General features: G+C 71.8%; 19 protein-coding genes. 7 read left to right on the top strand and 12 right to left on the bottom strand.

Going from position 1 to position 19,795, the window contains the following annotated elements:
* Positions 1-41: 41 nt before the first annotated feature.
* Positions 42-557, top strand: a complete 516-nt coding sequence (gene moaC, locus HIR71_RS09325; RefSeq protein WP_169324793.1) for a cyclic pyranopterin monophosphate synthase MoaC — start codon at positions 42-44, stop codon at positions 555-557.
* A 325-nt stretch (positions 558-882) separates the two neighbouring features.
* Here the strand turns inward: moaC and HIR71_RS09320 are convergent, their stop codons facing one another.
* Positions 883-1,962 (bottom strand): inositol-3-phosphate synthase, encoded by a 1,080-nt coding sequence (locus HIR71_RS09320; protein WP_169324792.1) that lies wholly within the window; start codon positions 1,960-1,962, stop codon positions 883-885.
* A complete protein-coding gene (locus tag HIR71_RS09315; RefSeq protein WP_169324791.1) occupies positions 1,959-2,603 on the bottom strand; it encodes a PadR family transcriptional regulator in 645 nt (214 codons plus the stop codon). Before HIR71_RS09315 ends, HIR71_RS09320 begins: the two co-directional genes overlap by 4 nt.
* A 332-nt stretch (positions 2,604-2,935) precedes the next feature.
* Between HIR71_RS09315 and HIR71_RS09310 the strand changes: the two genes are divergently transcribed.
* The 5 genes from HIR71_RS09310 (at position 2,936) to rplI (ending at position 7,380) form a co-directional block, all read left to right on the top strand.
* Positions 2,936-5,470: a transglycosylase domain-containing protein gene (locus HIR71_RS09310; protein WP_169324790.1), complete on the top strand. Its 2,535-nt coding sequence runs from the start codon at positions 2,936-2,938 to the stop codon at positions 5,468-5,470.
* Positions 5,471-5,663: 193 nt separating this feature from the next.
* A complete protein-coding gene (gene rpsF / locus HIR71_RS09305) occupies positions 5,664-5,951 on the top strand; it encodes a 30S ribosomal protein S6 (RefSeq protein ID WP_169324789.1) in 288 nt (95 codons plus the stop codon).
* Between the two features lie 59 nt (positions 5,952-6,010).
* Positions 6,011-6,535, top strand: a complete 525-nt coding sequence (locus HIR71_RS09300) for a single-stranded DNA-binding protein (protein ID WP_169324788.1) — start codon at positions 6,011-6,013, stop codon at positions 6,533-6,535.
* A gap of 140 nt (positions 6,536-6,675) precedes the next feature.
* Positions 6,676-6,912, top strand: a complete 237-nt coding sequence (gene rpsR, locus HIR71_RS09295) for a 30S ribosomal protein S18 (RefSeq protein WP_169324787.1) — start codon at positions 6,676-6,678, stop codon at positions 6,910-6,912.
* Positions 6,913-6,927: 15 nt separating this feature from the next.
* Positions 6,928-7,380: a 50S ribosomal protein L9 gene (rplI, locus tag HIR71_RS09290; protein ID WP_169324786.1), complete on the top strand. Its 453-nt coding sequence runs from the start codon at positions 6,928-6,930 to the stop codon at positions 7,378-7,380.
* Positions 7,381-7,480: 100 nt separating this feature from the next.
* Here the strand turns inward: rplI and HIR71_RS09285 are convergent, their stop codons facing one another.
* A complete protein-coding gene (locus HIR71_RS09285) occupies positions 7,481-8,824 on the bottom strand; it encodes an MATE family efflux transporter (protein ID WP_169324785.1) in 1,344 nt (447 codons plus the stop codon).
* Between the two features lie 284 nt (positions 8,825-9,108).
* Here HIR71_RS09285 and HIR71_RS09280 point away from each other — a divergent pair, with 284 nt between their 5' ends.
* Positions 9,109-11,760, top strand: coding sequence for a replicative DNA helicase (locus tag HIR71_RS09280; protein ID WP_169324853.1), 2,652 nt, complete (start codon positions 9,109-9,111; stop codon positions 11,758-11,760).
* Positions 11,761-11,980: 220 nt separating this feature from the next.
* Here HIR71_RS09280 and HIR71_RS09275 read toward each other — a convergent pair whose 3' ends face one another.
* The 9 genes from HIR71_RS09275 to HIR71_RS09235 form a co-directional block, all read right to left on the bottom strand.
* Entirely contained in the window at positions 11,981-12,589 is a 609-nt protein-coding gene (locus tag HIR71_RS09275; protein ID WP_169324784.1) for a response regulator transcription factor, read from the bottom strand.
* A complete protein-coding gene (locus HIR71_RS09270) occupies positions 12,586-13,284 on the bottom strand; it encodes a sensor histidine kinase (protein WP_169324783.1) in 699 nt (232 codons plus the stop codon). Before HIR71_RS09270 ends, HIR71_RS09275 begins: the two co-directional genes overlap by 4 nt.
* Before the next feature lie 39 nt (positions 13,285-13,323).
* Positions 13,324-13,833, bottom strand: a complete 510-nt coding sequence (locus tag HIR71_RS09265) for a hypothetical protein (protein WP_169324782.1) — start codon at positions 13,831-13,833, stop codon at positions 13,324-13,326.
* Between the two features lie 42 nt (positions 13,834-13,875).
* Complete coding sequence (locus HIR71_RS09260; protein ID WP_169324781.1) at positions 13,876-14,736, bottom strand: ABC transporter permease; 861 nt, start codon at positions 14,734-14,736, stop codon at positions 13,876-13,878.
* A 38-nt stretch (positions 14,737-14,774) separates the two neighbouring features.
* Entirely contained in the window at positions 14,775-15,758 is a 984-nt protein-coding gene (locus HIR71_RS09255; RefSeq protein ID WP_169324780.1) for an ABC transporter ATP-binding protein, read from the bottom strand.
* A gap of 153 nt (positions 15,759-15,911) precedes the next feature.
* Complete coding sequence (locus tag HIR71_RS09250; protein ID WP_169324779.1) at positions 15,912-16,832, bottom strand: hypothetical protein; 921 nt, start codon at positions 16,830-16,832, stop codon at positions 15,912-15,914.
* Positions 16,833-17,032: 200 nt separating this feature from the next.
* Positions 17,033-17,671, bottom strand: a complete 639-nt coding sequence (locus HIR71_RS09245) for an ATP-binding cassette domain-containing protein (protein WP_169324778.1) — start codon at positions 17,669-17,671, stop codon at positions 17,033-17,035.
* Positions 17,647-18,702, bottom strand: coding sequence for a peptidoglycan-binding domain-containing protein (locus HIR71_RS09240; protein WP_169324777.1), 1,056 nt, complete (start codon positions 18,700-18,702; stop codon positions 17,647-17,649). The genes HIR71_RS09245 and HIR71_RS09240 overlap by 25 nt, the downstream gene beginning before the upstream one ends.
* Positions 18,699-19,331, bottom strand: a complete 633-nt coding sequence (locus tag HIR71_RS09235; RefSeq protein ID WP_169324776.1) for a hypothetical protein — start codon at positions 19,329-19,331, stop codon at positions 18,699-18,701. The genes HIR71_RS09240 and HIR71_RS09235 overlap by 4 nt, the downstream gene beginning before the upstream one ends.
* Positions 19,332-19,795: the final 464 nt, after the last annotated feature.

The following is a 19,795-nucleotide window of genomic DNA, read 5'->3' as shown; positions in this document are numbered from 1 at the left end:
GTCCTGGGGGCGGGTCGTCGTGGTGGAGCTAGGGTCGCGCCATGACGAGCGCGGGTGCCGGCGAAGGTCAGGAGAGCGTCGGGCGCGACCGCCTCACGCACGTCGACGAGCGTGGGGTCGCGCGGATGGTCGACGTGACCGCCAAGGAGGTGACGGTCCGGACGGCCACCGCCAGCGGGTTCGTGGCGACGACGCGCGAGGTGGTCGCGCTGCTCCGCGGGAGCGGGGTGCCGAAGGGGGATGCGCTCGCCGTCGCGCGCATCGCCGGGATCCAGGCGGCCAAGCGGACCCCCGACCTGGTCCCGCTCTGCCACCCGATCGCGATCCACGGGGTCGTCGTCGACCTCGAGGTGGTCGACGACGGCGTGCGGATCGCCGCGACGGTGCGGACGGCGGACCGGACCGGGGTCGAGATGGAGGCGTTGACGTGCGTCGCGGTCGCGGGGCTGACGCTCGTCGACATGGTCAAGGCGGTGGACCGGGCGGCGGTCATCCGGGAGGTCAGGGTCGAGGAGAAGACCGGCGGGCGCAGCGGGACCTGGCGGCGCGAGGGGTGAGCCGGGGAGGCCCGGTGGGTCTGACAGGTCGAGCGACTACCGGTGTGTCAGGCATTGCGCGCGGTCGAGGGCGCGGTGGGTCTGACAGGTCGCGGCGAGAACCCGTGTGTCAGACGGTGCGCGCGCGTGGGGGCGCGGTGGGTCTGACAGGTCGAGCGACTACCGGTGTGTCAGGCATTGCGCGCGGTCGAGGGCGCGGTGGGTCTGACAGGTCGCGCAGCCACTGGAGCTTCTCTTGGTCGCGGTAGTCCTGCGTTCCGTTACGGCGAAGGGCCCCGGCGGAGAACGCGCCCGCCGGGGCCCTTCACCTGCACTGCACTACGGACTACCGCTCCACGTCCCCGCGGATGAAGGCCTCGAGCTGCGCCCGGCCCGCCGTGTCCTCCATCTGGACCGGCGGCGACTTCATGAAGTACGTCGACGCCGACAGGATCGGGCCACCGACCCCACGGTCCTTCGCGATCTTCGCGGCGCGGACGGCGTCGATGATGATGCCCGCCGAGTTGGGGGAGTCCCAGACCTCGAGCTTGTACTCGAGGCTCAGCGGAACCTCGCCGAACGCGCGGCCCTCGAGGCGCACGTACGCCCACTTGCGGTCGTCGAGCCACTGGACGTAGTCCGACGGGCCGATGTGCACGTTGCGCGCACCGAGGTCGTGCTCGAGGTTCGAGGTGACGGCCTGCGTCTTCGAGATCTTCTTCGACTCGAGACGGTCCCGCTCGAGCATGTTCTTGAAGTCCATGTTGCCGCCGACGTTGAGCTGGTAGGTCCGGTCCAGCACGACGCCGCGGTCCTCGAACAGCTTCGCCAGCACGCGGTGCGTGATGGTCGCGCCGACCTGCGACTTGATGTCGTCGCCGACGATCGGCACGCCGGCCGCCTCGAACTTCGCGGCCCACTCGGGGTCGGACGCGATGAACACGGGGAGCGCGTTGACGAACGCCACACCGGCGTCGATCGCGGCCTGCGCGTAGAACTTCGCGGCGGCCTCCGACCCGACGGGCAGGTAGCAGACGAGCACGTCGACGCGTGCCTCCTTGAGCGCGGCGACGACGTCGACCGGCTCGGCGTCCGACTCCTCGATCGTCTCCAGGTAGTACTTGCCCAGGCCGTCGAGCGTCGGGCCGCGCTGCACGAGCACGCCGGTCGGCGGCACGTCCGCGATCTTGATGGTGTTGTTCTCGCTCGCGCCGATCGCCTCGGACAGGTCGAAGCCGACCTTCTTGGCGTCGACGTCGAACGCGGCGACGAACTCCAGGCTGGAGACGTGGTACTCACCGAACTGCACGTGCATGAGGCCCGGCACGGTGCTGTTCGGCTCAGCGTCCGCGTAGTAGTGCACGCCCTGGACCAGCGACGAGGCGCAGTTGCCAACGCCGACGATGGCGACGCGGATGGAGGTCATCCTCGCTCCTTCAACTCAGAGCCGCGACGCGTGACGCCGTCGGCGGGGATGGCATCGGTCGGACGACCGGTGTCTTGAGGACGAGCGCGGCGGGGGCTGCGCTCGTTGTCGATGAGGCCGTCGAGCCAGCGGACCTCACGCTCGACCTGCTCCAGCCCGTGGCGCTGGAGCTCGAGCGTGTACTCGTCCATGCGCTCACGGGTCCGGTTGTACGACTGGCGGATCGTCTCCAGCCGCTCGGTCAACCTGCTGCGACGACCCTCGAGGATCCGCAGCCGGGTCTCGGCGTCGGTCTGCGCGAAGAGCGCGAACCGGACGTCGAAGTTCTCGTCCTCCCAGGTGGACGGCCCCGACGAGGCGAGGATCTGCTGGAAGTGCTCCTTGCCCTCGGCCGTCAGCTGGTAGACGATCCGGGCCCGCTTGCCCGAGAGGGCGTGCGGGGGCGCCGCGGGCGACTCGGACCCGACGATCCAGCCGCGGGCGACCAGGGACTTGAGGCACGGGTACAGCGAGCCGTAGGACAGCGCCCGGAACGACCCCAGCACCAGGTTGAGCCGCTTGCGCAATTCGTACCCGTGCATCGGGGCCTCGGTCAGCAGGCCGAGGATCGCTGGCTCCAGCACGTCGGAACGTCCGCGCACGACGGGTCCTCCTCCGCTGCCGGATGGGTCTCGGCGGAGCCGGATCTGCCGCCGGACTCCACCCGATGTATCGAGTTGATACATCGGGAGGTTATGTCGCCCGGTGCACCCGCCGCAACCGGACGGCGGGTAGAGGCCTCGTGGGTATCGTGTGGAGGTCTCGCCGGGTGGGCAGGACGGGCCGCGCCGGCACGGGAGACTCACGCATACTGTCCGGGCAGCGGGAGCCGCCGCGCGCCGCGCGAGGCCCTGCTGCGACAGTGATCAGTCCACTCGTCAGCGCAACTCGTCAGCGCAACTCGTCAGCGTTACTCGTCAGCGGAAGGCACCACGTGGCAGGCGCGAACCAGCCGGCTCGACCAGCACGTCGCTCGGCATCGTCCCGCACGGGCTCCGCCCCGGGCCCGGGCACGACGACGCGAGCCACGGCGCAGCAGGGCCGTCGCCAGGTGCAGGGCTCGGGTCAGGGCTCGGGCTCGGGCTCGGGCTCGAAGCGGCTGATCGACTACCCCCGCGCCGGCAAGGCCGGCTTCCGCCGGTGGCTCCCGTCCTGGCGCCTCGTCCTCGGCATCGTCCTGACGCTCGGGTTCCTCCTCCTCGGCCTCGTCGTCGCCGCGTACGCGACGACCGAGATCCCGGAGCCCGACCAGTTCGCGCAGGCGCAGGTCACCACCGTGCGCTACGCGAACAACCCCGACGGCACCCCAGGCCCCGTCATGGGCACCTTCGCGCAGCAGGACCGCAAGATCGTCGACCCCGCGACGATCCCGCCGCACGTGGGGCAGGCCGTCGTCGCCTCCGAGGACGAGACGTTCTACGAGAACGCCGGCATCTCCCCCAGAGGGATGGCCCGCGCGTTCCTCAACAACATCCGCGGCGGCGAGACCCAGGGTGGCTCGACCATCACCCAGCAGTACGTCGAGCGGTACTACGCGGGGCAGACGACGACGGACTACGTCGGCAAGTTCCGCGAGGCGCTGATGGCCGTCAAGATCGCGCAGAGCGAGGACAAGGACCAGGTCCTCGGCAACTACCTCAACACCATCTACTTCGGCCGCGGCACGTACGGCATCGAGGCGGCCGCGCAGGCGTACTTCGGCGTGCCGGCCGCGCAGCTGACCGTCTCGCAGGGCGCGATGCTCGCGGGGATCATCCCGTCGCCGTCGAACTGGGACCCCGCCGTCGACCCCGAGAAGACGCAGCAGCGCTGGGAGCGCGTCCTCGACAACATGGTCGACGGCGGCTGGCTCAGCGAGGCCGACCGCGCCGCCCAGGTGTTCCCCGAGACCCTCCCCGTCGCGACGTCGCAGACGTACGCCGGACCGCAGGGCTACCTGCTCGACATGGTGCGCCGCGAGCTGCGCGACCGCGCGTCGTTGACGGACGACCAGATCGACACCGTGGGCCTCGAGGTCGTGACGACGATCCAGCAGCCGGCGCAGGCCGCGGCCGAGGCCGCCGTGGCGAGCCTGCGTGACGGCACCCTCGCCGGTGAGCCCCCGAGCGAGGCGACCAAGGTCGCGCTCACGTCGATCGACCCGGCCGACGGCGCGATCGTCGCCCTCTACGGCGGACCCGACTTCATCACGCAGAGCCGCAACGCCGTGACGCAGGACGCCGCGCAGGCCGGCTCGACGTTCAAGCCCTTCGCGCTCGTGGCCGCTCTCGAGAACGGGGTTCCGCTGTCCGAGCGGTTCAACGGGCGCAGCCCGAGGGAGATCGACGGCTGGGGCGGCTCGGTCGGCAACTTCGGCGGGCAGGACTTCGGCGACCTCGATCTCGTCGACGCGACCGCGAACTCGGTCAACACGATCTACGCCCAGCTCAACGTGCAGGTCGGGCCGGAGAAGACGGCGGAGGTCGCGAAGCGGGCCGGGATCACGACCGAGATCGGCACGAACCCCGCCAACGTGCTCGGCACCGACACGGTGCACCCGATCGACCTCGCGTCGTCGTATGCCACGTTCGCCGCGCAGGGCTTCCTCAGCCAGCCGTTCATCGTGCGCCAGGTCACCTACCTCAAGGACGGCTCGGTCGCGTACGAGGGCGCCGGCGCGCGCGAGCAGGTCTTCCAGCCCGACGTGATGGCGGACGCCACCTACGCCCTGACCAAGGTGGTCGAGGACGGCTCGGGCAAGCGCTGGGTGGCGCCGCTGGGCCGGCCGATCGCCGGCAAGACCGGGACGTCGAACGAGAACAAGTCGGCCTGGTTCGCGGGCTACACCCCGCAGCTCGCCACGGTCGTCGCGCTCTACCAGCCGACGCCGGCGACGGCCGAGCAGCCGAACCCCGGCCAGGACACGATCACGCCGTTCGGCAACGTCCGGGAGGTCACCGGCGGTACGTGGCCCGCCAAGCTGTGGGCCACGTACATGGAGCCCGTCCTGGAGCTGCCGCAGTACGCCGAGGTCGTCGCGTTCCCGGAGCGGGCGAACGTCAACCGCCGCACTCCCACCGCGACGTCGACCCCGACGCCGACCGAGGAGCCGACGCCGGAGGAGACCGCTCCGGCCGAGCCCACCACGGTCGCGGTGCCAGGCGGCCTCGCCGGCATGCGTCAGGCCGACGCCGAGGCCGCCGTCCTGAACGCGGGTCTCACCCCGGCGGTGACCCAGAAGGCCGACGCCCGCGTGGAGAAGGGGCGCGTGATCAGCGCGAGCCCGGGCGGCGGCACGGAGGTCCCCGCCGGTTCCACGGTGTCGATCGTCGTGTCCTCGGGTCCACCCGCGCCCCAGCCGACCCCACCCCCCGTACCGACGCCGACGCCGACGCCGACGGAGGGTGCGGCGCAGGAGCCGCCCGGGAACGGCAACGCCGGCGGCATCGTCCTGCCGCCGGGCCGGGGCGACGGCCAGGGGAACGGCTAGCACCGGACTGGCTCCGGCGTCGTCCACAGGCGGACCGCAATTTCCCGCCACGACCGGCGTGCCGGTATCGTGGCGGGCTGCTGTGCCCATCGAACCCCGGTCGCAGATCGACGGGGGCCGGGCCCAGCGACGCAACAGCCCTCCTGTCACGGAGAGACCGTGACCGCATAGTCCACAGGAGGTGGGTTACCGCATGCGTCAGTACGAGCTCATGATCATCCTCGACCCCGAGGTCGAGGAGCGCACCGTCGCTCCGTCGCTCGACAAGTACCTGTCCGTCGTGAAGAACGACGGCGGCAGCGTCGACAAGGTCGACATCTGGGGCAAGCGTCGTCTTGCGTACGAGATCCAGAAGAAGTCCGAGGGCATCTACGCGGTCGTCGACTTCACGGCCACCCCGGCGACCGCCAAGGAGCTCGACCGCCAGCTGGGCCTCAACGAGGTCGTGCTGCGGACGAAGGTCCTGCGCGCCGACGCCTGACGTCGGACGCGTTCACACCGACTCAGTTCACACAGACCAGAGAACATCGAGGAGCTGGCATGGCTGGTGAGACCATCATCACGGTGATCGGGAACCTGACCGGGGACCCGGAGCTGCGCTTCACCCCGTCGGGTGCGGCGGTCGCCAACTTCACCGTGGCCTCGACGCCCCGGACGTTCGACCGCCAGAGCAACGAGTTCAAGGACGGCGACACGCTGTTCATGCGCTGCTCGATCTGGCGTGAGGCGGCCGAGAACGTCGCGGAGTCCCTGACGAAGGGCACCCGCGTCATCGTCCAGGGCCGGCTCGTCCAGCGCTCCTACGAGACCCGCGAGGGCGAGAAGCGCACGGTCGTCGAGCTCCAGGTCGACGAGATCGGTCCGTCGCTGCGCTACGCCAGCGCCAAGGTCACCCGCGCCCAGCGCAGCGGTGGCGGCGGTGGTGGCGGCTTCGGCGGCGGCGCGTCCGGCGGCGGCGGTGGCGGTTTCGGTGGCGGCGGTGGCGGCGGCCAGCAGGACGACCCGTGGGCCACGCCGGCCCAGGGCGGATCGTCCGGCGGGTTCTCCGACGAGCCCCCGTTCTGATCGAGTCACCTCAGACCTGAGCCAGCTCGCACCTGGGTCACTTCTGACCTGAGCACACCGGGCGCCAGCCCGTTCATCACCCATCCCGGGGCACGGCAAAGCCCCGGGCTCCGCACGTTGCACCGACAAGGAGCCCCACGATGGCCAAGGCCGTTGTTCGCAAGCCCAAGAAGAAGCTCAACCCGCTCAAGGCGGCGAAGATCACCGTCGTCGACTACAAGGACACCGCGCTGCTGCGCAAGTTCATCTCCGACCGCGGGAAGATCCGCGCTCGCCGCGTGACCGGTGTCTCGGTCCAGGAGCAGCGCGCGATCGCGCGCGCCGTCAAGAACGCGCGCGAGATGGCACTCCTGCCGTACTCGTCGTCCGCACGCTGAGAAGGAGGTCGACCCATGGCAAAGCTCATCCTGACGCACGAGGTCACCGGCCTCGGTGCCCCGGGCGACGTCATCGAGGTGAAGGACGGGTACGCCCGTAACTACCTCGTGCCGCGCGGCCTGGCGACCGCCTGGTCCAAGGGCGCCGAGAAGCAGATCACGTCGATCCGCAAGGCGCGCAAGGCGCGCGAGATCGAGACGCTCGACGAGGCGAAGGCGATCCGTGACTCGCTGCAGTCGAAGACCGTCGTCGTGACGGCGAAGGCCGGCAACGGCGGCCGCCTGTTCGGCGCGGTCACCACGGCCGAGATCGCCGACGCGGTCAAGGCCGCCGGCGCCCCCGCCGTCGACAAGCGCAAGGTCGAGGTCGGGCAGCCGATCAAGGCCCTCGGCGACTACAAGGTCCAGGTCCGCCTGCACCCCGAGGTCACCGCGACGATCGCCCTCCAGGTAGTCGCAGGCGCCTGACCGGTAACGTCCGCACTCCGTGGGGTCAGGGCCCCACGGAGTGCGGACGTTGCTGACTCGCGGACGTTGCTGTCTCGCCACCGTCGTCGTCGACCCGGTGTCAGGCGCCCGTGACCATCCAGGTGCCGCCGCGCGCCCGCAGCCCCGTCGTCACCGCGCGCGCCGCCATGAACACGCCCGCGAACGCGACCCACAGCCATGCGAGCCCGGCCGCGCCGTCGGGGGCCCAGGCCCGGACCGCCAGCGCGCACGGCACGTACGCCGCGAGCGTCACCATCCCGACCACGGCCAGGTACCGACCGTCGCCCGCGCCGATGAGGACGCCGTCGAGCACGAACACCCAGCCGGCCAGCGGCATCAGCACCCCGACCACCACGAGGGTGAGCGCCACGGCGGACCGGACCTCGGCGTCGGCGGTGAAGAGCGGCGCGAGCCACCACCCGCTCGCCGCCACCACGACGCCGAGCACGACGCCGGCGCCCACCCCCCACGCGAGCGTGCGGCGCAGCACGGCGCGGGTCCGCGCGACGTCGCCCGCGCCGAGCGAGTGCCCGACGAGCGCCTGCGCCGCGATGGCCAGCGCGTCGAGCGCGAAGGCGATCAGCCCCCAGACGGCGTTGACGACCTGGTGCGCGGCGAGCGGCACGGCCCCGAGGTCGGCGGCGACGGCCACCGTCAGCACGATCGCGAGCCGTAGGGAGAGCGTCCGCACGAACAGCGGCCCCCCGGCGCGCGCGCTCGACCACAGCCCGCCGACCGCAGGCGCCAGCGACGCCCCGGCGGCCCGCGCACCGCGCACGACGACGCGGGTCAGCACCGCGGCCATCCCCACCTGGGCGACTGCCGTCCCCAGGCCCGAACCGGCGATCCCCATCCCCACCCCGTAGACCAGCACCACGTTGAGGACCGCGTTGACGACGGCGCCCCCGGCCGCGACCCACAGCGGTGTCCGGGTGTCCTGCAGGCCGCGCAGGGCTCCCATGGCGGCCAGGACGACGAGCATCCCCGGCAGCCCGGGGGCGGACCAGCGGAGGTAGGCGACGGCGTGCGGGGCGACCTCGGGCGTGGCGCCGAGGGCGGACGCGATGACGGGCGCGGCGAGCCACGTGGCTGCGGCGAGCGCGACGCCGAGCGCGAGGGCGAGCCACATGCCGTCGACCCCGAGCGTCATCGCGCCGCGCTGGTCGCCGGCCCCGAGCCGTCGCGCGACACCGGCGGTGGTGGCGTAGGCGAGGAAGACGCAGAGCCCGACGACGGTGACCAGCGCGGTCGACGCCAGCGCGAGCCCGGCGAGCTGGGCGGTGCCGAGGTGACCCACGATCGCCGAGTCGACGAGGACGAACAGGGGCTCGGCGACGAGCGCACCGAGGGCGGGGACGGCGAGCGCGAGGATGCGTCTGTCCAGCAGGCGCGCGTCACGTCCACGCCTTGGATCCGTCGCCAAAGTTTCTCCCGTCCACAGCCTGTGTCCGACGTCCGCGCCGCTCACAGCCGGGTTCACGCACGGCCCGCCAGCGTATCCACAGGGATGTCCACTCCCTGTGCACAGCGGCCAGGCGGGGCGTCCACATCTCGCCCACAGGCTCGCGCACAGGGCTCTTTGTGGCGGGGCGTGGCGGGGCCATAACCTCGCGTAGGCGCCGGGCGCAGGTGCCGCTCGCAGTCGTGTCAGGCCCTTCCGGTAGAACACACGTACGACGTCTAGCAGGAAGCACTGGGGTGGGCCGGTTGTCGATCGACGAGCTCGAGCAGGGGTACTCGGCGGGTCCTCGCGGCGGGTTCGACCGGACGCCCCCGCAGGACGTGGCCGCCGAGCAGAGCGTGCTCGGCGGCATGATGATCTCCAAGGACGCGATCGCCGACGTCGTCGAGCAGCTGCGCGGCACCGACTTCTACCGGCCGGCGCACGAGGCGATCTACGACGCGGTCCTCGACCTCTACGGACGCGGCGAGCCCGCCGACGCCGTCACGGTGGCCGCCGAGCTGACCAAGCGCGGGGAGATGGGTCGCATCGGCGGCGCCCCCTACCTCCACACGCTCATCTCGATGGTCCCGACCGCGGCCAACGCGGGGTACTACGCGCGGATCGTGCGCGAGCGCGCCGTGCTGCGCCGCCTCGTCGAGGCGGGCACGCGCATCGTCCAGCTCGGCTACGCGACCGAGGGCGGCGACGTCGACGACATCGTCAACAACGCCCAGGCCGAGGTCTACGCCGTCACCGAGCGCCGCACCGCCGAGGACTACCTGCGCCTGGGCGAGGTGATCGGGTCGACGGTCGACGAGATCGAGGCCGCCGGCCACCGCGGCGAGGGCATGATCGGTGTGCCGACGGGATTCGTGGACCTCGACAAGTTGACGAACGGGTTGCACCCGGGGCAGATGATCGTCCTGGCGGCGCGTCCGGCCATAGGCAAATCGACCCTGGGTCTAGATATTGCACGTTCTGCCTCAATCAAGCACAACCAGACGTCGGTCGTCTTCTCGCTGGAGATGAGCCGGAACGAGATCACGATGCGACTGCTCTCGGCCGAGGCGCGCATCCACCTGCAGAAGATGCGTAACGGCACCATGGGCGAGGACGACTGGCAGCGGCTGGCCGGGACCATGGGCAAGATCTCCGAGGCGCCGCTGTTCATCGACGACTCGCCGAACATGTCGCTCATGGAGATCCGCGCCAAGTGCCGGCGGCTCAAGCAGAAGCACGACCTCAAGCTCGTGGTCATCGACTACCTGCAGCTCATGAGCTCGGGCAAGCGCGTCGAGTCCCGTCAGCAGGAGGTCTCGGAGTTCTCGCGTGCGCTGAAGCTTCTCGCGAAGGAGCTCGAGGTCCCGGTGATCGCGATCAGCCAGCTGAACCGTGGCCCCGAGCAGCGGACCGACAAGCGACCCGCGATGAGCGACCTGCGTGAGTCCGGCTGCCTGACCGCCGGCACGCGGATCCTCCGCGCAGACACCGGTGCCGAGACGACGATGGGTGAGCTCTACGCGCTCCGCGCGACTGACGTGCCCGTGTGGGCGCTCGACGAACGACTGATGTACGTGCGGCGGCACCTCACCCACGTCTTCTCGACGGGCACCAAACAGGTGTTCCGGATGCGCCTGGCCTCGGGTAAGGAGATCACGGCGACGGCCAACCACCCGTTCCTCACCTACGAGGGATGGACGCCGCTCGGCGAGCTGGCCCCAGGGTCTCGCATCGCGGTGCCGCGGCACGTGCCAGGACCGGAGCAGCTGGCCGAGTGGGACGACCGGCGCGTCGTGATGCTGGCCCACCTGCTCGGCGATGGGTCCTTCGTCAAGCGACAGCCCATCCGCTACGCCTCGATCGACCAGCAGAACCTCGCCGCCGTGAGCGAGGCGGCGACGTCGTTCGGGATTACCGCGGTGCGCGACGAGTACGCGGCCGCCCGATGCGCCACGCTGCGACTCCCGGCTCCGTATCACCTCACGCACGGTCGACGGAACCCGGTCGCCGAGTGGCTCGACGACCTGGGGCTCTTCGGCCGGCGGAGCCACGAGAAGTTCATCCCGACGCCGGTCTTCCATCTGCCGAAGCGACAGATCGCCCTCTTCATCAACCACCTGTGGTCCACCGACGGTTCGGTCACCGTGAACAAGAACGGCCGTGGGGGTCGTGTGTACTACGCGTCGACGTCGCGCCCGCTGGTCGACGGTCTTGCGCGCCTGCTGCTGCGGTTCGGGATCTCCGCACGAGTGCGGACGACCCCGCCCCAGGCGCAGTACCGACCGGGATACACGCTCGACATCTCCGGGGTCGACGACCAGCGCCGCTTCCTCCAGGAGATCGGGGTGCACGGCGCGCGCGGAGTGCAGGCGGCGCGCCTGCTCGACATCGTGCGCGCGACCAAGGCCAACACCAACGTCGACACGATCCCTCGTCAGGTCTGGCAGGACGTCCGCGGGGTGCTCGCCCAGCAGGGCATGACGCACCGTCAGTTCGCGGAGGCGATGGGCAGCCAGTTCTCCGGCAGCGCCGTATGGAAGCACGCACCCTCGCGCGCGCGCCTCGGCCGCATCGCGGAGCTGCTCGGGGAGGAGAGCCTCGAGGTGCTCGCGGTGAACGACGTGCTCTGGGACGAGGTTGTCGAGATCACCGACGAGGGGCAGCAGGAGGTCTTCGACGCCACGGTCGTCGGGACGCACAACTTCATCGCCAACGGGATCGCTGTCCACAACAGCATCGAACAGGACGCCGACATGGTGATCCTGCTCCACCGCGAGGACGCCTACGAGCGCGAGTCGCCGCGCGCCGGTGAGGCCGACCTGATCGTGGCCAAGCACCGTAACGGCCCGACCGACGTCATCACGGTCGCGTTCCAGGGGCACTACTCGCGGTTCGTCGACATGCAGAACGGCTGAGCAGGCACGCCGTCGTCGTTCAGCCATCGTCCGCGGAGAGGTCCGGACGACCGGGTCGAGCGCCGCCCGACGGCGCACTCGTCAGCCCGAGGGGCGCTGCCGTCTGGTGGTCGTCGGCTCGACCCGCCACCTGAGCACCCGCCACCTGAGCACCCGCCACCTGAGCATCACGGACATCACCGGGGCGCACCAGCTCACGCGGTGACGCGCGGGCGCGCGCTCAGATCCAGCCGTGCCGGCGGGCGGTGCGCACGGCCTCGTGCCGGTTCGCCGCGCCGAGCTTCACCGCCGCGGCGGAGAGGTAGTTCCGCACCGTGCCCGGGCTGAGGTGGGCCCGCGCCGCGATCTCCTCGACGGGCGCGCCGTCGGCGGCGAGCTCGAGGACGTCGGACTCGCGCGGCGTCAGCGGGGACTCGCCCGCGCTGATCGCCTCGGCCGCGAGCTCGGGGTCGACGTAGCGACCGCCTCCGTGGACCAGCCGGACCACGTCGGCGAGCACACGTGCGGACACCGTCTTCGGCAGGAAGGCGGCGACGCCCCCGGCGAGCGCCTTCTTGAGGTACCCGGGCCGGCCGTGGCTGGTGACGATCACGGCGCGGCAGCCCGGCACGTGCTGGGCGAGCTGCTGCGCCGTCTCGATGCCGTCGAGCCCGCCCGGCATCTGGAGGTCGAGCACGGCCACGTCGGGGGAGTGCTTGCGCCCGGCGGCCACGGCCTCCGGGCCCGACGCCGCCGTCGCGACGACCTCGAGGTCATCCTCCAGCCCGAGCAGCCCGGCGAGGGCGTCACGGATGAGGGTCTCGTCGTCGGCCAGCAGGATCCGGATCATCGTGGACCCAGGGTGCCCGGTCCGGGCCGGTCGAGGGCGACGGTGGCGCGCAAGACGAACCGGTCGTCGTCGGCGGTCGCCTCGATCTCGCCCCCGACCGCCGCGAGGCGCTCGCTCAGCCCGGCGAGCCCCGAGCCGCGAGGACCACGCGGTGCGTGCCCGACGCCGTCGTTGGTGATCGTCAGCCGGGCGACGGGAGGGTTCCCGTCGAGGACGTCCAGGTCGATCGTGCAGGTCTGCGCGTGGGCGTGGCGCACGACGTTGGTGACCGCCTCGCGCACGACCCAGCCGAGCGCCTCCTGCACCGGGACCGGCAGCGCCGCGCCGTCGCCGATGACCCGGGTCTCGACGCCCGCGGACCGCAGCACCGAACGCGCGCCGTCGAGCTCGGCGGCCAGGTCCGCCGTGCGCAGGCCGGCGACCACGCCGCGCACCTCCCTGAGCGAGTCCTGCGCGAGGGCCCGCACCTCCTGCATGTGCTCGACCGCGCCGTCCTGGCCGCGGCGGGAGAGCTCCGCGGCCAGCTCGCTCTTGACGGCGATCGCCGACAGCGTGCGGCCGACGACGTCGTGCAGGTCGCGTGAGAAACGCAGCCGCTCCTCGGCCACGGCCAGCCGGGCGTGCACCGTGCGCGCACGGTCCTGCTCCCAGACCACCCCGAGCGTCCAGGCCGACGCGCGGAAGCTGGCCGCCATGGCACCGACGAGGACGGCGGTCGTGACGAACGCCGCCGGCTAGCCGGCGGGCGGTCCCGGTGGCGCGGAGCCGCCCGACGCCGACACCGCGGCTGTGATGCCTGAGACGCCGAGCGAGGCGAGCGCGATCGCGGCCGGCGGCAGCAGTGGTGCGAGTGCCACGACCGGGAGGCCCAGGGTCAGGACGAGGGCGCCGGCCCGACCCGACAGGCCATCGCCGTCCGGGAGGGCGACCATCGCGACCGTCGTGAGCGCGGCGGTCGTCCCCGCCAGGCTCACGAGCCAGCGCCGCGGGACTTCCGGGCCACCGAGGTACCGGGTGATGCTCTTCGAGGTGACGCCGATCGCCAGGACGATCTGGACCAGGGTGCCCGCCGCGTAGATCGCCAGGGACGACGACGAGTCGCCACCTCGCTGGTCGGCCCCGCTGCCGACCGCAAGGAGCGGGACGAAGGCGGCGGAGGCCACGAGCAGGTAGAGCGACCAGCGGGTGTAGGCGTCGAACCGCTCGGGGTCGGTGCGGCGTCGGCCTCGCGCGGGGGTGCTCACGGGGACCCACTCTTCCAGGTGGTCCTAAGCGCCAGATGGTCCTCAGCGCCGCGGCTCCCAGCGCATCCACCGCAGGGCCCCGAACGCGGCGATCGCGAGCCACAGCGCGAGGGCGGCGAGCGGCTGCGCGAGGTCCGACCAGCCCCCTGCGGCTTCCGTGACCCCCAGCCCGTGCTGCGTGAGCGCCACGACGGGATGCATCGGCGTCCACGCCGCCACCCGGCCCACGACGTCCGGCAGCGCCTCGAGGGGCACGACAGCCCCCGACAGCATGATCGCGACCAGGATGATGGGCATCGTGGTCAGCTGCGCCGACTCGACGGTTCGCGTCAGGCCCGAGCTCGCGACGGCGAGCAGCACGAACAGCACGACGCCGCCCACGACGCCGAGCAGCAGGGACCCGGCGTCGCGCAACCGGACCGGGTCGAACCACACGGCGAGGGCCACGGCACCGAGCAGGAGCTCGACGACCAGGACGAGGACCGCGGGAGACGCGCACGCGACGATGATCTCGGCGCGGGACGGCTGCCCGCTGAGGAGGCGCTTGAGCACGAGCTCCTCGCGACGGCTCACGAGGGTCGTCGTGATGTTCGCGTAGACGACGATCGTCAGCGCGAACATCAGGAGCATGATCAGGACCGCGGAGCCGAGCGCCGGGTCGGACCCGGTGGCCACGCCACCCCCGGTGGGGGCGCCCCCGTCCGGCGGGACGAGGATGTTCCCCGCGAGGAAGACCGACCCCACCGGAGTGAGGACGACGGCGCTCAGCAGGGTCGTGCGGTTGCGCAGGAGGAGGAGCATCTCCGCGCGGACGAGCGCGAGCACGCGGGCGGCGCGCGTGGCGCGAGCTGCGGGGCGTCCCGCGGCGAGGGGACGGGCGGTCGGAGCCGGCACGGTGGTCATGGGTCGAGGCCTTTCGGGGTGGGGTGCGGGGGTGCGGGTCACGGGAGCGTCTCCGCTGCCACCGCGAGGAACGCCCGCTCGAGCGACGCGGGACTCGCGTCGAGGTCGGTCAGCTCGGCACCGGCGTCCTGAGCGCGGACCAGCACGGCGGACAGGGTGACCTGTAGGTCCACGCTCTCGAGCTCGACGGCCCCGCCGGTGGAGCGGGGCCACCCGGCCAGCGCGGGCAGCCCGGAGAGCAGGTCGAGGTCGGCGAGAGCCGCGGTGGACGTGCGGTACCGGATGCTGGCCGGCTCGCTCGCCACGATCTCCGCGAGCGTGCCGGTCCGGGCGACGCGACCCTCGTGCAGGATCGCGATGCGGTCCGCGAGCTCGGCCGCCTCCTCGAGGTAGTGGGTCGTGAGGACGATCGTGACGCCGTCGGCCAGCAGGCCGCGCACCAGGTCCCAGGCGGCGCGACGGGACTGCGGGTCGAGACCCGTGGTGGGCTCGTCGAGGAACAGCACCTCGGGGCGGCCCATCACGGCGAGGGCGAGGTCGAGCCGACGGCGCTCGCCGCCCGAGAGCGAGGCGACCGGGACGTCCTCCCGGCCCGCGAGGCCGACGACGGCGATCGACTCCTGCGCGCTCCGGGCCTCGCCGAGCGTGCCGTGCCACATGCGGGCGGTCTCGAGGGTCGTGAGGTCCGCGGGGAAGCCGGCCTCCTGGAGCATGATCCCGATGCGTGGCCGGACGTCGGCGCGTCGGCGGTAGGGGTTCAGCCCGAGGACACGGACCTCGCCTGCGGTGGCGGGCGCGAGGCCCTCGACGACCTCGAGCAACGAGGTCTTGCCGGCACCGTTCGTGCCGAGCAGCGCGAACAGCTCGCCCCGGCGGACGTGCAGGTCGACGCCACGCACGGCCTCGAACGCCTGTACGCCCGCACGGTACTGACGGCGCAGGCCGGTGACGCTGATGACCGGGTCGGTGGGATGCGGGTCGGTGGGATGCGGGTCGGTGGGGTGCGGGTCGCGTGAGGGCATACCTCCACGCTGCCGCCCGTTCGGCAGCGGCGGCAGTGCGAGCGGCCACGGGTTCGGCTGAGGTCCTCACCGATCAGGCATGACGGATGTCATGTCGGCGCGACCCGCGCCGTCGTCGTGCCGCACGGCGTGAAGCCACAACTCCTCTACCGTCTAGTGGTCCTTGAGTGCTGCCAGCGGGGAGCGCAGCGGGATCAGCGTGCTGGTCAGGACGCCGAGCATGCTGACGGCGGTTGCGATCGTCAGGTGCCGCGTGATGTCGGTGATGACGGCCTCTGGGCTGGTCGTCATGGCGGCGAGCGTGCCGGCGACCACACCGGTGGCGACCACGGCCGAGGTGAGCGTGAGGGTCAGACCTTCGGTGGTGCGGATGATCGTGCGGGTGGCGCGGTCGGCTCCAAGCGTGGCGTACAGCCCGTCGCGTCCGCGTCGGATCCACACCAGCAACAGCCACAGCAGGCTGACGGCCGTTCCGGACAGCCACGGCGCTTGCTTGAGTCCTCGCTGGGCGTACTCGGCGGAGAAGTCGCGCGCGTACGTGCCGCCGATGAGTCGGTCGGCGACCACGGCGTCCTGGCCGGCGTCGCCGAGCATGGCCGGTAGTGCGTCGCGTGCCGCGTCGAGGTACCCGGCCTTGACGCGGACCATGCACGTGCTGGCCTTCCCTGATGCACTGGTGGGCAGCAGCACGGCGTACGCGTACTGCTCACCCAGCACGGTGGTCTCGGTGACGGCGCCCACAGGCAGTGGGCCGTCGGGTACGGGCAGCGCGGCGGCGGGGGCGGACAGGTCCGTAGACGCGGTGAGCCGGACGTCGTCGCCGGCCTGTACGCCGAGGCCGTCGGCGATGTCGGGAGGCAGGATGAGGCCGGTCGCCGGGGGAAGTCCGAGCAGTGGACCGATGCCTTCCCCGGCAGCGACCAGCGGCAGCGCGGCGTCGGGGGCGTTAGCCGCCCCGGCGCGCTGGGGTAGGCGGGTCAGGGATGCCGCGGCGTTGATACCGTCGATGCGCGCGGCCGATTCGCACGCTGCACGGTCGATGCCGTTGGCTTCGTCGTTGCTCACCACGAGCACCCGTCCGCCGGCCTGCTCCCACGCGCGTTCGTCCTGGACGAGCCGGTCGATCCCGAGGCCGTCGACGATCGTGGGTGCGGCGAGGGCTGCAACGGTGAAGGCGGTGGCGAGCACGGTCAGCCACCGGCCGTGACGCCAGTTGCGAAGCCCCTCGCCGACAGCGACCGAGACCTTCCATCGCGCGTGAGGTCGCGTCCTGGTCATCGCGTCCTCGTCGCGAGGTGACCGGCGCCGAGGACCAGCACGCGGCTGCACCGGGCCGCCACCGCGGTGTCGTGGGTGACCACGACGGTGATCTTGTCCGCGGCGGAGGTCAGCAGCGCGTCCATCACGTGAGCTGACGTGTCCTGGTCCAGTTGCCCGGTCGGTTCGTCCGCGAGCAGGACAGGTCGGTCGCTGACGGCCGCGCGTGCGATGACGATGCGTTGAGCCTCCCCGCCGGACAGTGTGCGCACGGGGCGTTCGTCGGTCCCCCCGAGTCCGACGGCAGCCAGCGCCGTCCGTGCCCGGGCGGCTGCGGTTCCACGGTCCAGTCCGTCGGCGAACGCCCCGACGAGGACGTTGTCGATGACGGATCGGTCGGCCAGCACATTGACGGTCTGCAGCACCCAGGAGACGTGTTCGGCGACGGGAAGCTCCTCGCCGCCGCGGTCGAGGACGACTCGCCCGCTCTGGGGGCGCAGCAGCCCGCCGAGCAGGGCCAGGAGGGTCGTCTTGCCGGACCCGGACGGGCCGACCACGGCGACCGACTCGCCCACCCGCACGTCCAGATGCACTCCGTCGAGCAACGTCGGGTGGCCGGGATGCGCGAACGTCAGGGCGTCGGTGACGAGCCGCATGTGGGCTCCTCCAGCACCTGCATCGGGTTGACCAGGACCTGCTGGATGCTCAGGTCGGCGGCCAGGTCGGCGTGGGCGAGCGTGCCGCCCAGGATCGTCACCGGCACCGGCGTCCCGGCCGGGTCGTCGTACACGCACGAGATGCCGGTTTCGTCGACGATGACCGCTGATGCGGGGACGCGCACGGCCGGTTCAGGGTCGGCAGTGACGACCTGACCGGCACCCTCACCGCTGGTCCCCAAGGACGCGGCGATCGCTGCAATCGCCGCGGGGTCAGCGATGGTGCCACTGCCGGGGGTGTACGCGGTCACGGTGTCGGCCACGGCCAGGTCGTAGCTGACACCCGCGGGGATACCACCAGCCGGTTCGGTGACGGTCAGGGTGGCTGCCTGGCGCGGCCCTTGCACGACCGGACTGCCAGGCACCAGGATCGCGCCGGTGGCGGCCTCCACGGTCGCGACGGTGAACGGTGCCGCGCCGACCCAGGCCACGCTCGCCAGGGTGAACGTCGTGCCAGCGTCCTTGCGGCCGTGGGCGGTGTTGAACCGGCGGACCGCCTCAGCGGTGCGCTCGCCGAACTTGCCGTCGGCGCGCCCGGAGTACACGCCGACGTCGGTGAGGAACCGTTGCAGCCGCGCGACGTCCTCCCCTTCGGCCCCAGGTGCCAGGTCGCGCCACAGGGGAGCGTCGGCCACGAACGCCAGCACGGGGGCGTCGTCCACGCGGACGATCTCGTCGCCGACGGCCAGCACGTCACCGGGGCCGGTGGCGACGCCCGTAACCGTTCCGCCGGTGTTCACCGTGACGAGCGCACCGTCGGCGTAGGTGACCGCGATGCCCACGCCGTAGCGGGCGACACGTTCGGCGGCGATGACCGGTACGAGCAGCGGGCCGTCCGGGGTGTCGGACGTCAGCGGGGAGGCGGTGCGAGCTTGAGCCCACCAGCCCGCACCAGTGCATGCGGCGGCCAGGAGGGTCAGGACGCCGAAGACGGCCAGCGCTCGGCGTGCACGCGGGCGTCGTGACGTCATCCGCCGTCGTACCCGGCCTGGCTGGTGCAACTGACGCCGGTCTGCACCTCGACCGACGCGGAGGCGACGAGAATTTCACCGGCCGTGGCGTCGCCAGGCACGTCGCCGCCCTTCTCGCGCACGCACTGCACGATCGGGTCACGGTAGGGCGCGAACGCCGCCTCCTGCTGCTCGAGCGATCCGGGCGCCGTCTGGTACGCCTGCTCGACGTACATGCTGTGCGTCGCGATGCACTCATCGGCGATCGCGAGCGTCTGTTCTGCGGTGCGGCCGGCTGAGGAGTTCCCGAACGAGTACGAGATCTCAGGGAAGCCACGCGCTTGGGTGACGGCGTCGCCGATGACCTCGATCCCGGCGTCGCGCATGCACGTGACGGTCTGGTTCACCGCCTTCTGGTACTGCTGGAACGTGACCTGCCCGCCCTGCAGGACTGCGAGCTGCTCGTCGCTGGCGCCACCTTCTCGAGCGGATTCCAGCAGGCGCGCGTCGAGCGTGGCGGTCGGCTCAGGGGCGGAGGCCCCGTTGTCGGAGCAGCCCGTCAGCGCGAGAAGCGCTGCGGCAGCGAGCGCCGCCAAGCGACCGACCGGTCGACGTACCGGGCCTGCCGGTCGCCTGGGCGTGGTGCTCACGAGCATGTCCTCCAGGTGTGCGGGGCGCTGTCAGTACTGGAACTGGTGCAGGAAGATCCGGTCCCGGGTGACGCTCGATGAGACGTCGCCCCAGACCCATGCCGTCGACCAGGCAAGTCGTAGCGCCTGTGACCCGTGTGGCAGACCATAGCGACACGAGGCGCGGCGTGTCAGTCACTTCGGCGCTCGATCTGGTCCGGTGGCGTAGGTCAACGCTGCGGTCCGTTCGTGGTCAGACGGCGGACCGGACGCGGCAGGGCAGACGGCGAACCGGCCCGGCCTCCTTCGCGCAGGCTGCCCGCGCAGGCGACTGGTACTGCTCATGACGGAAGCGCCCCCTGACATGAAGATGGCTGCCAGGCCACGGGCGCTACGGGCGTCAGCCGGTGGCGGGTAGTGGGTTGAGGGTGACGTCGTAGCCGAGCTGGCGGAGTTGGGTCAGGGCGCGCTGCTTGGTCTTGTCC

This window comes from Cellulomonas fimi (assembly GCF_012952065.1).
Classification (GTDB): domain Bacteria; phylum Actinomycetota; class Actinomycetes; order Actinomycetales; family Cellulomonadaceae; genus Pengzhenrongella; species Pengzhenrongella fimi_A.
Note: the sequence above shows the minus strand (reverse complement) of the source record. Positions and strands in the feature narration are given on the sequence as shown.

Bases quoted from the DNA above. Each gene is read 5' to 3' on its own strand.
- moaC (WP_169324793.1), top strand. From the start codon at position 42: ATGACGAGCGCGGGTGCCGGCGAAGGTCAGGAGAGCGTCGGGCGCGAC.
- HIR71_RS09320 (WP_169324792.1), bottom strand. From the start codon at position 1,962: ATGACCTCCATCCGCGTCGCCATCGTCGGCGTTGGCAACTGCGCCTCG.
- rpsF (WP_169324789.1), top strand. From the start codon at position 5,664: ATGCGTCAGTACGAGCTCATGATCATCCTCGACCCCGAGGTCGAGGAG.
- HIR71_RS09300 (WP_169324788.1), top strand. From the start codon at position 6,011: ATGGCTGGTGAGACCATCATCACGGTGATCGGGAACCTGACCGGGGAC.
- rpsR (WP_169324787.1), top strand. From the start codon at position 6,676: ATGGCCAAGGCCGTTGTTCGCAAGCCCAAGAAGAAGCTCAACCCGCTC.
- rplI (WP_169324786.1), top strand. From the start codon at position 6,928: ATGGCAAAGCTCATCCTGACGCACGAGGTCACCGGCCTCGGTGCCCCG.
- HIR71_RS09275 (WP_169324784.1), bottom strand. From the start codon at position 12,589: ATGATCCGGATCCTGCTGGCCGACGACGAGACCCTCATCCGTGACGCC.
- HIR71_RS09270 (WP_169324783.1), bottom strand. From the start codon at position 13,284: ATGGCGGCCAGCTTCCGCGCGTCGGCCTGGACGCTCGGGGTGGTCTGG.
- HIR71_RS09260 (WP_169324781.1), bottom strand. From the start codon at position 14,736: ATGACCACCGTGCCGGCTCCGACCGCCCGTCCCCTCGCCGCGGGACGC.
- HIR71_RS09255 (WP_169324780.1), bottom strand. From the start codon at position 15,758: ATGCCCTCACGCGACCCGCACCCCACCGACCCGCATCCCACCGACCCG.
- HIR71_RS09245 (WP_169324778.1), bottom strand. From the start codon at position 17,671: ATGCGGCTCGTCACCGACGCCCTGACGTTCGCGCATCCCGGCCACCCG.
- HIR71_RS09240 (WP_169324777.1), bottom strand. From the start codon at position 18,702: ATGACGTCACGACGCCCGCGTGCACGCCGAGCGCTGGCCGTCTTCGGC.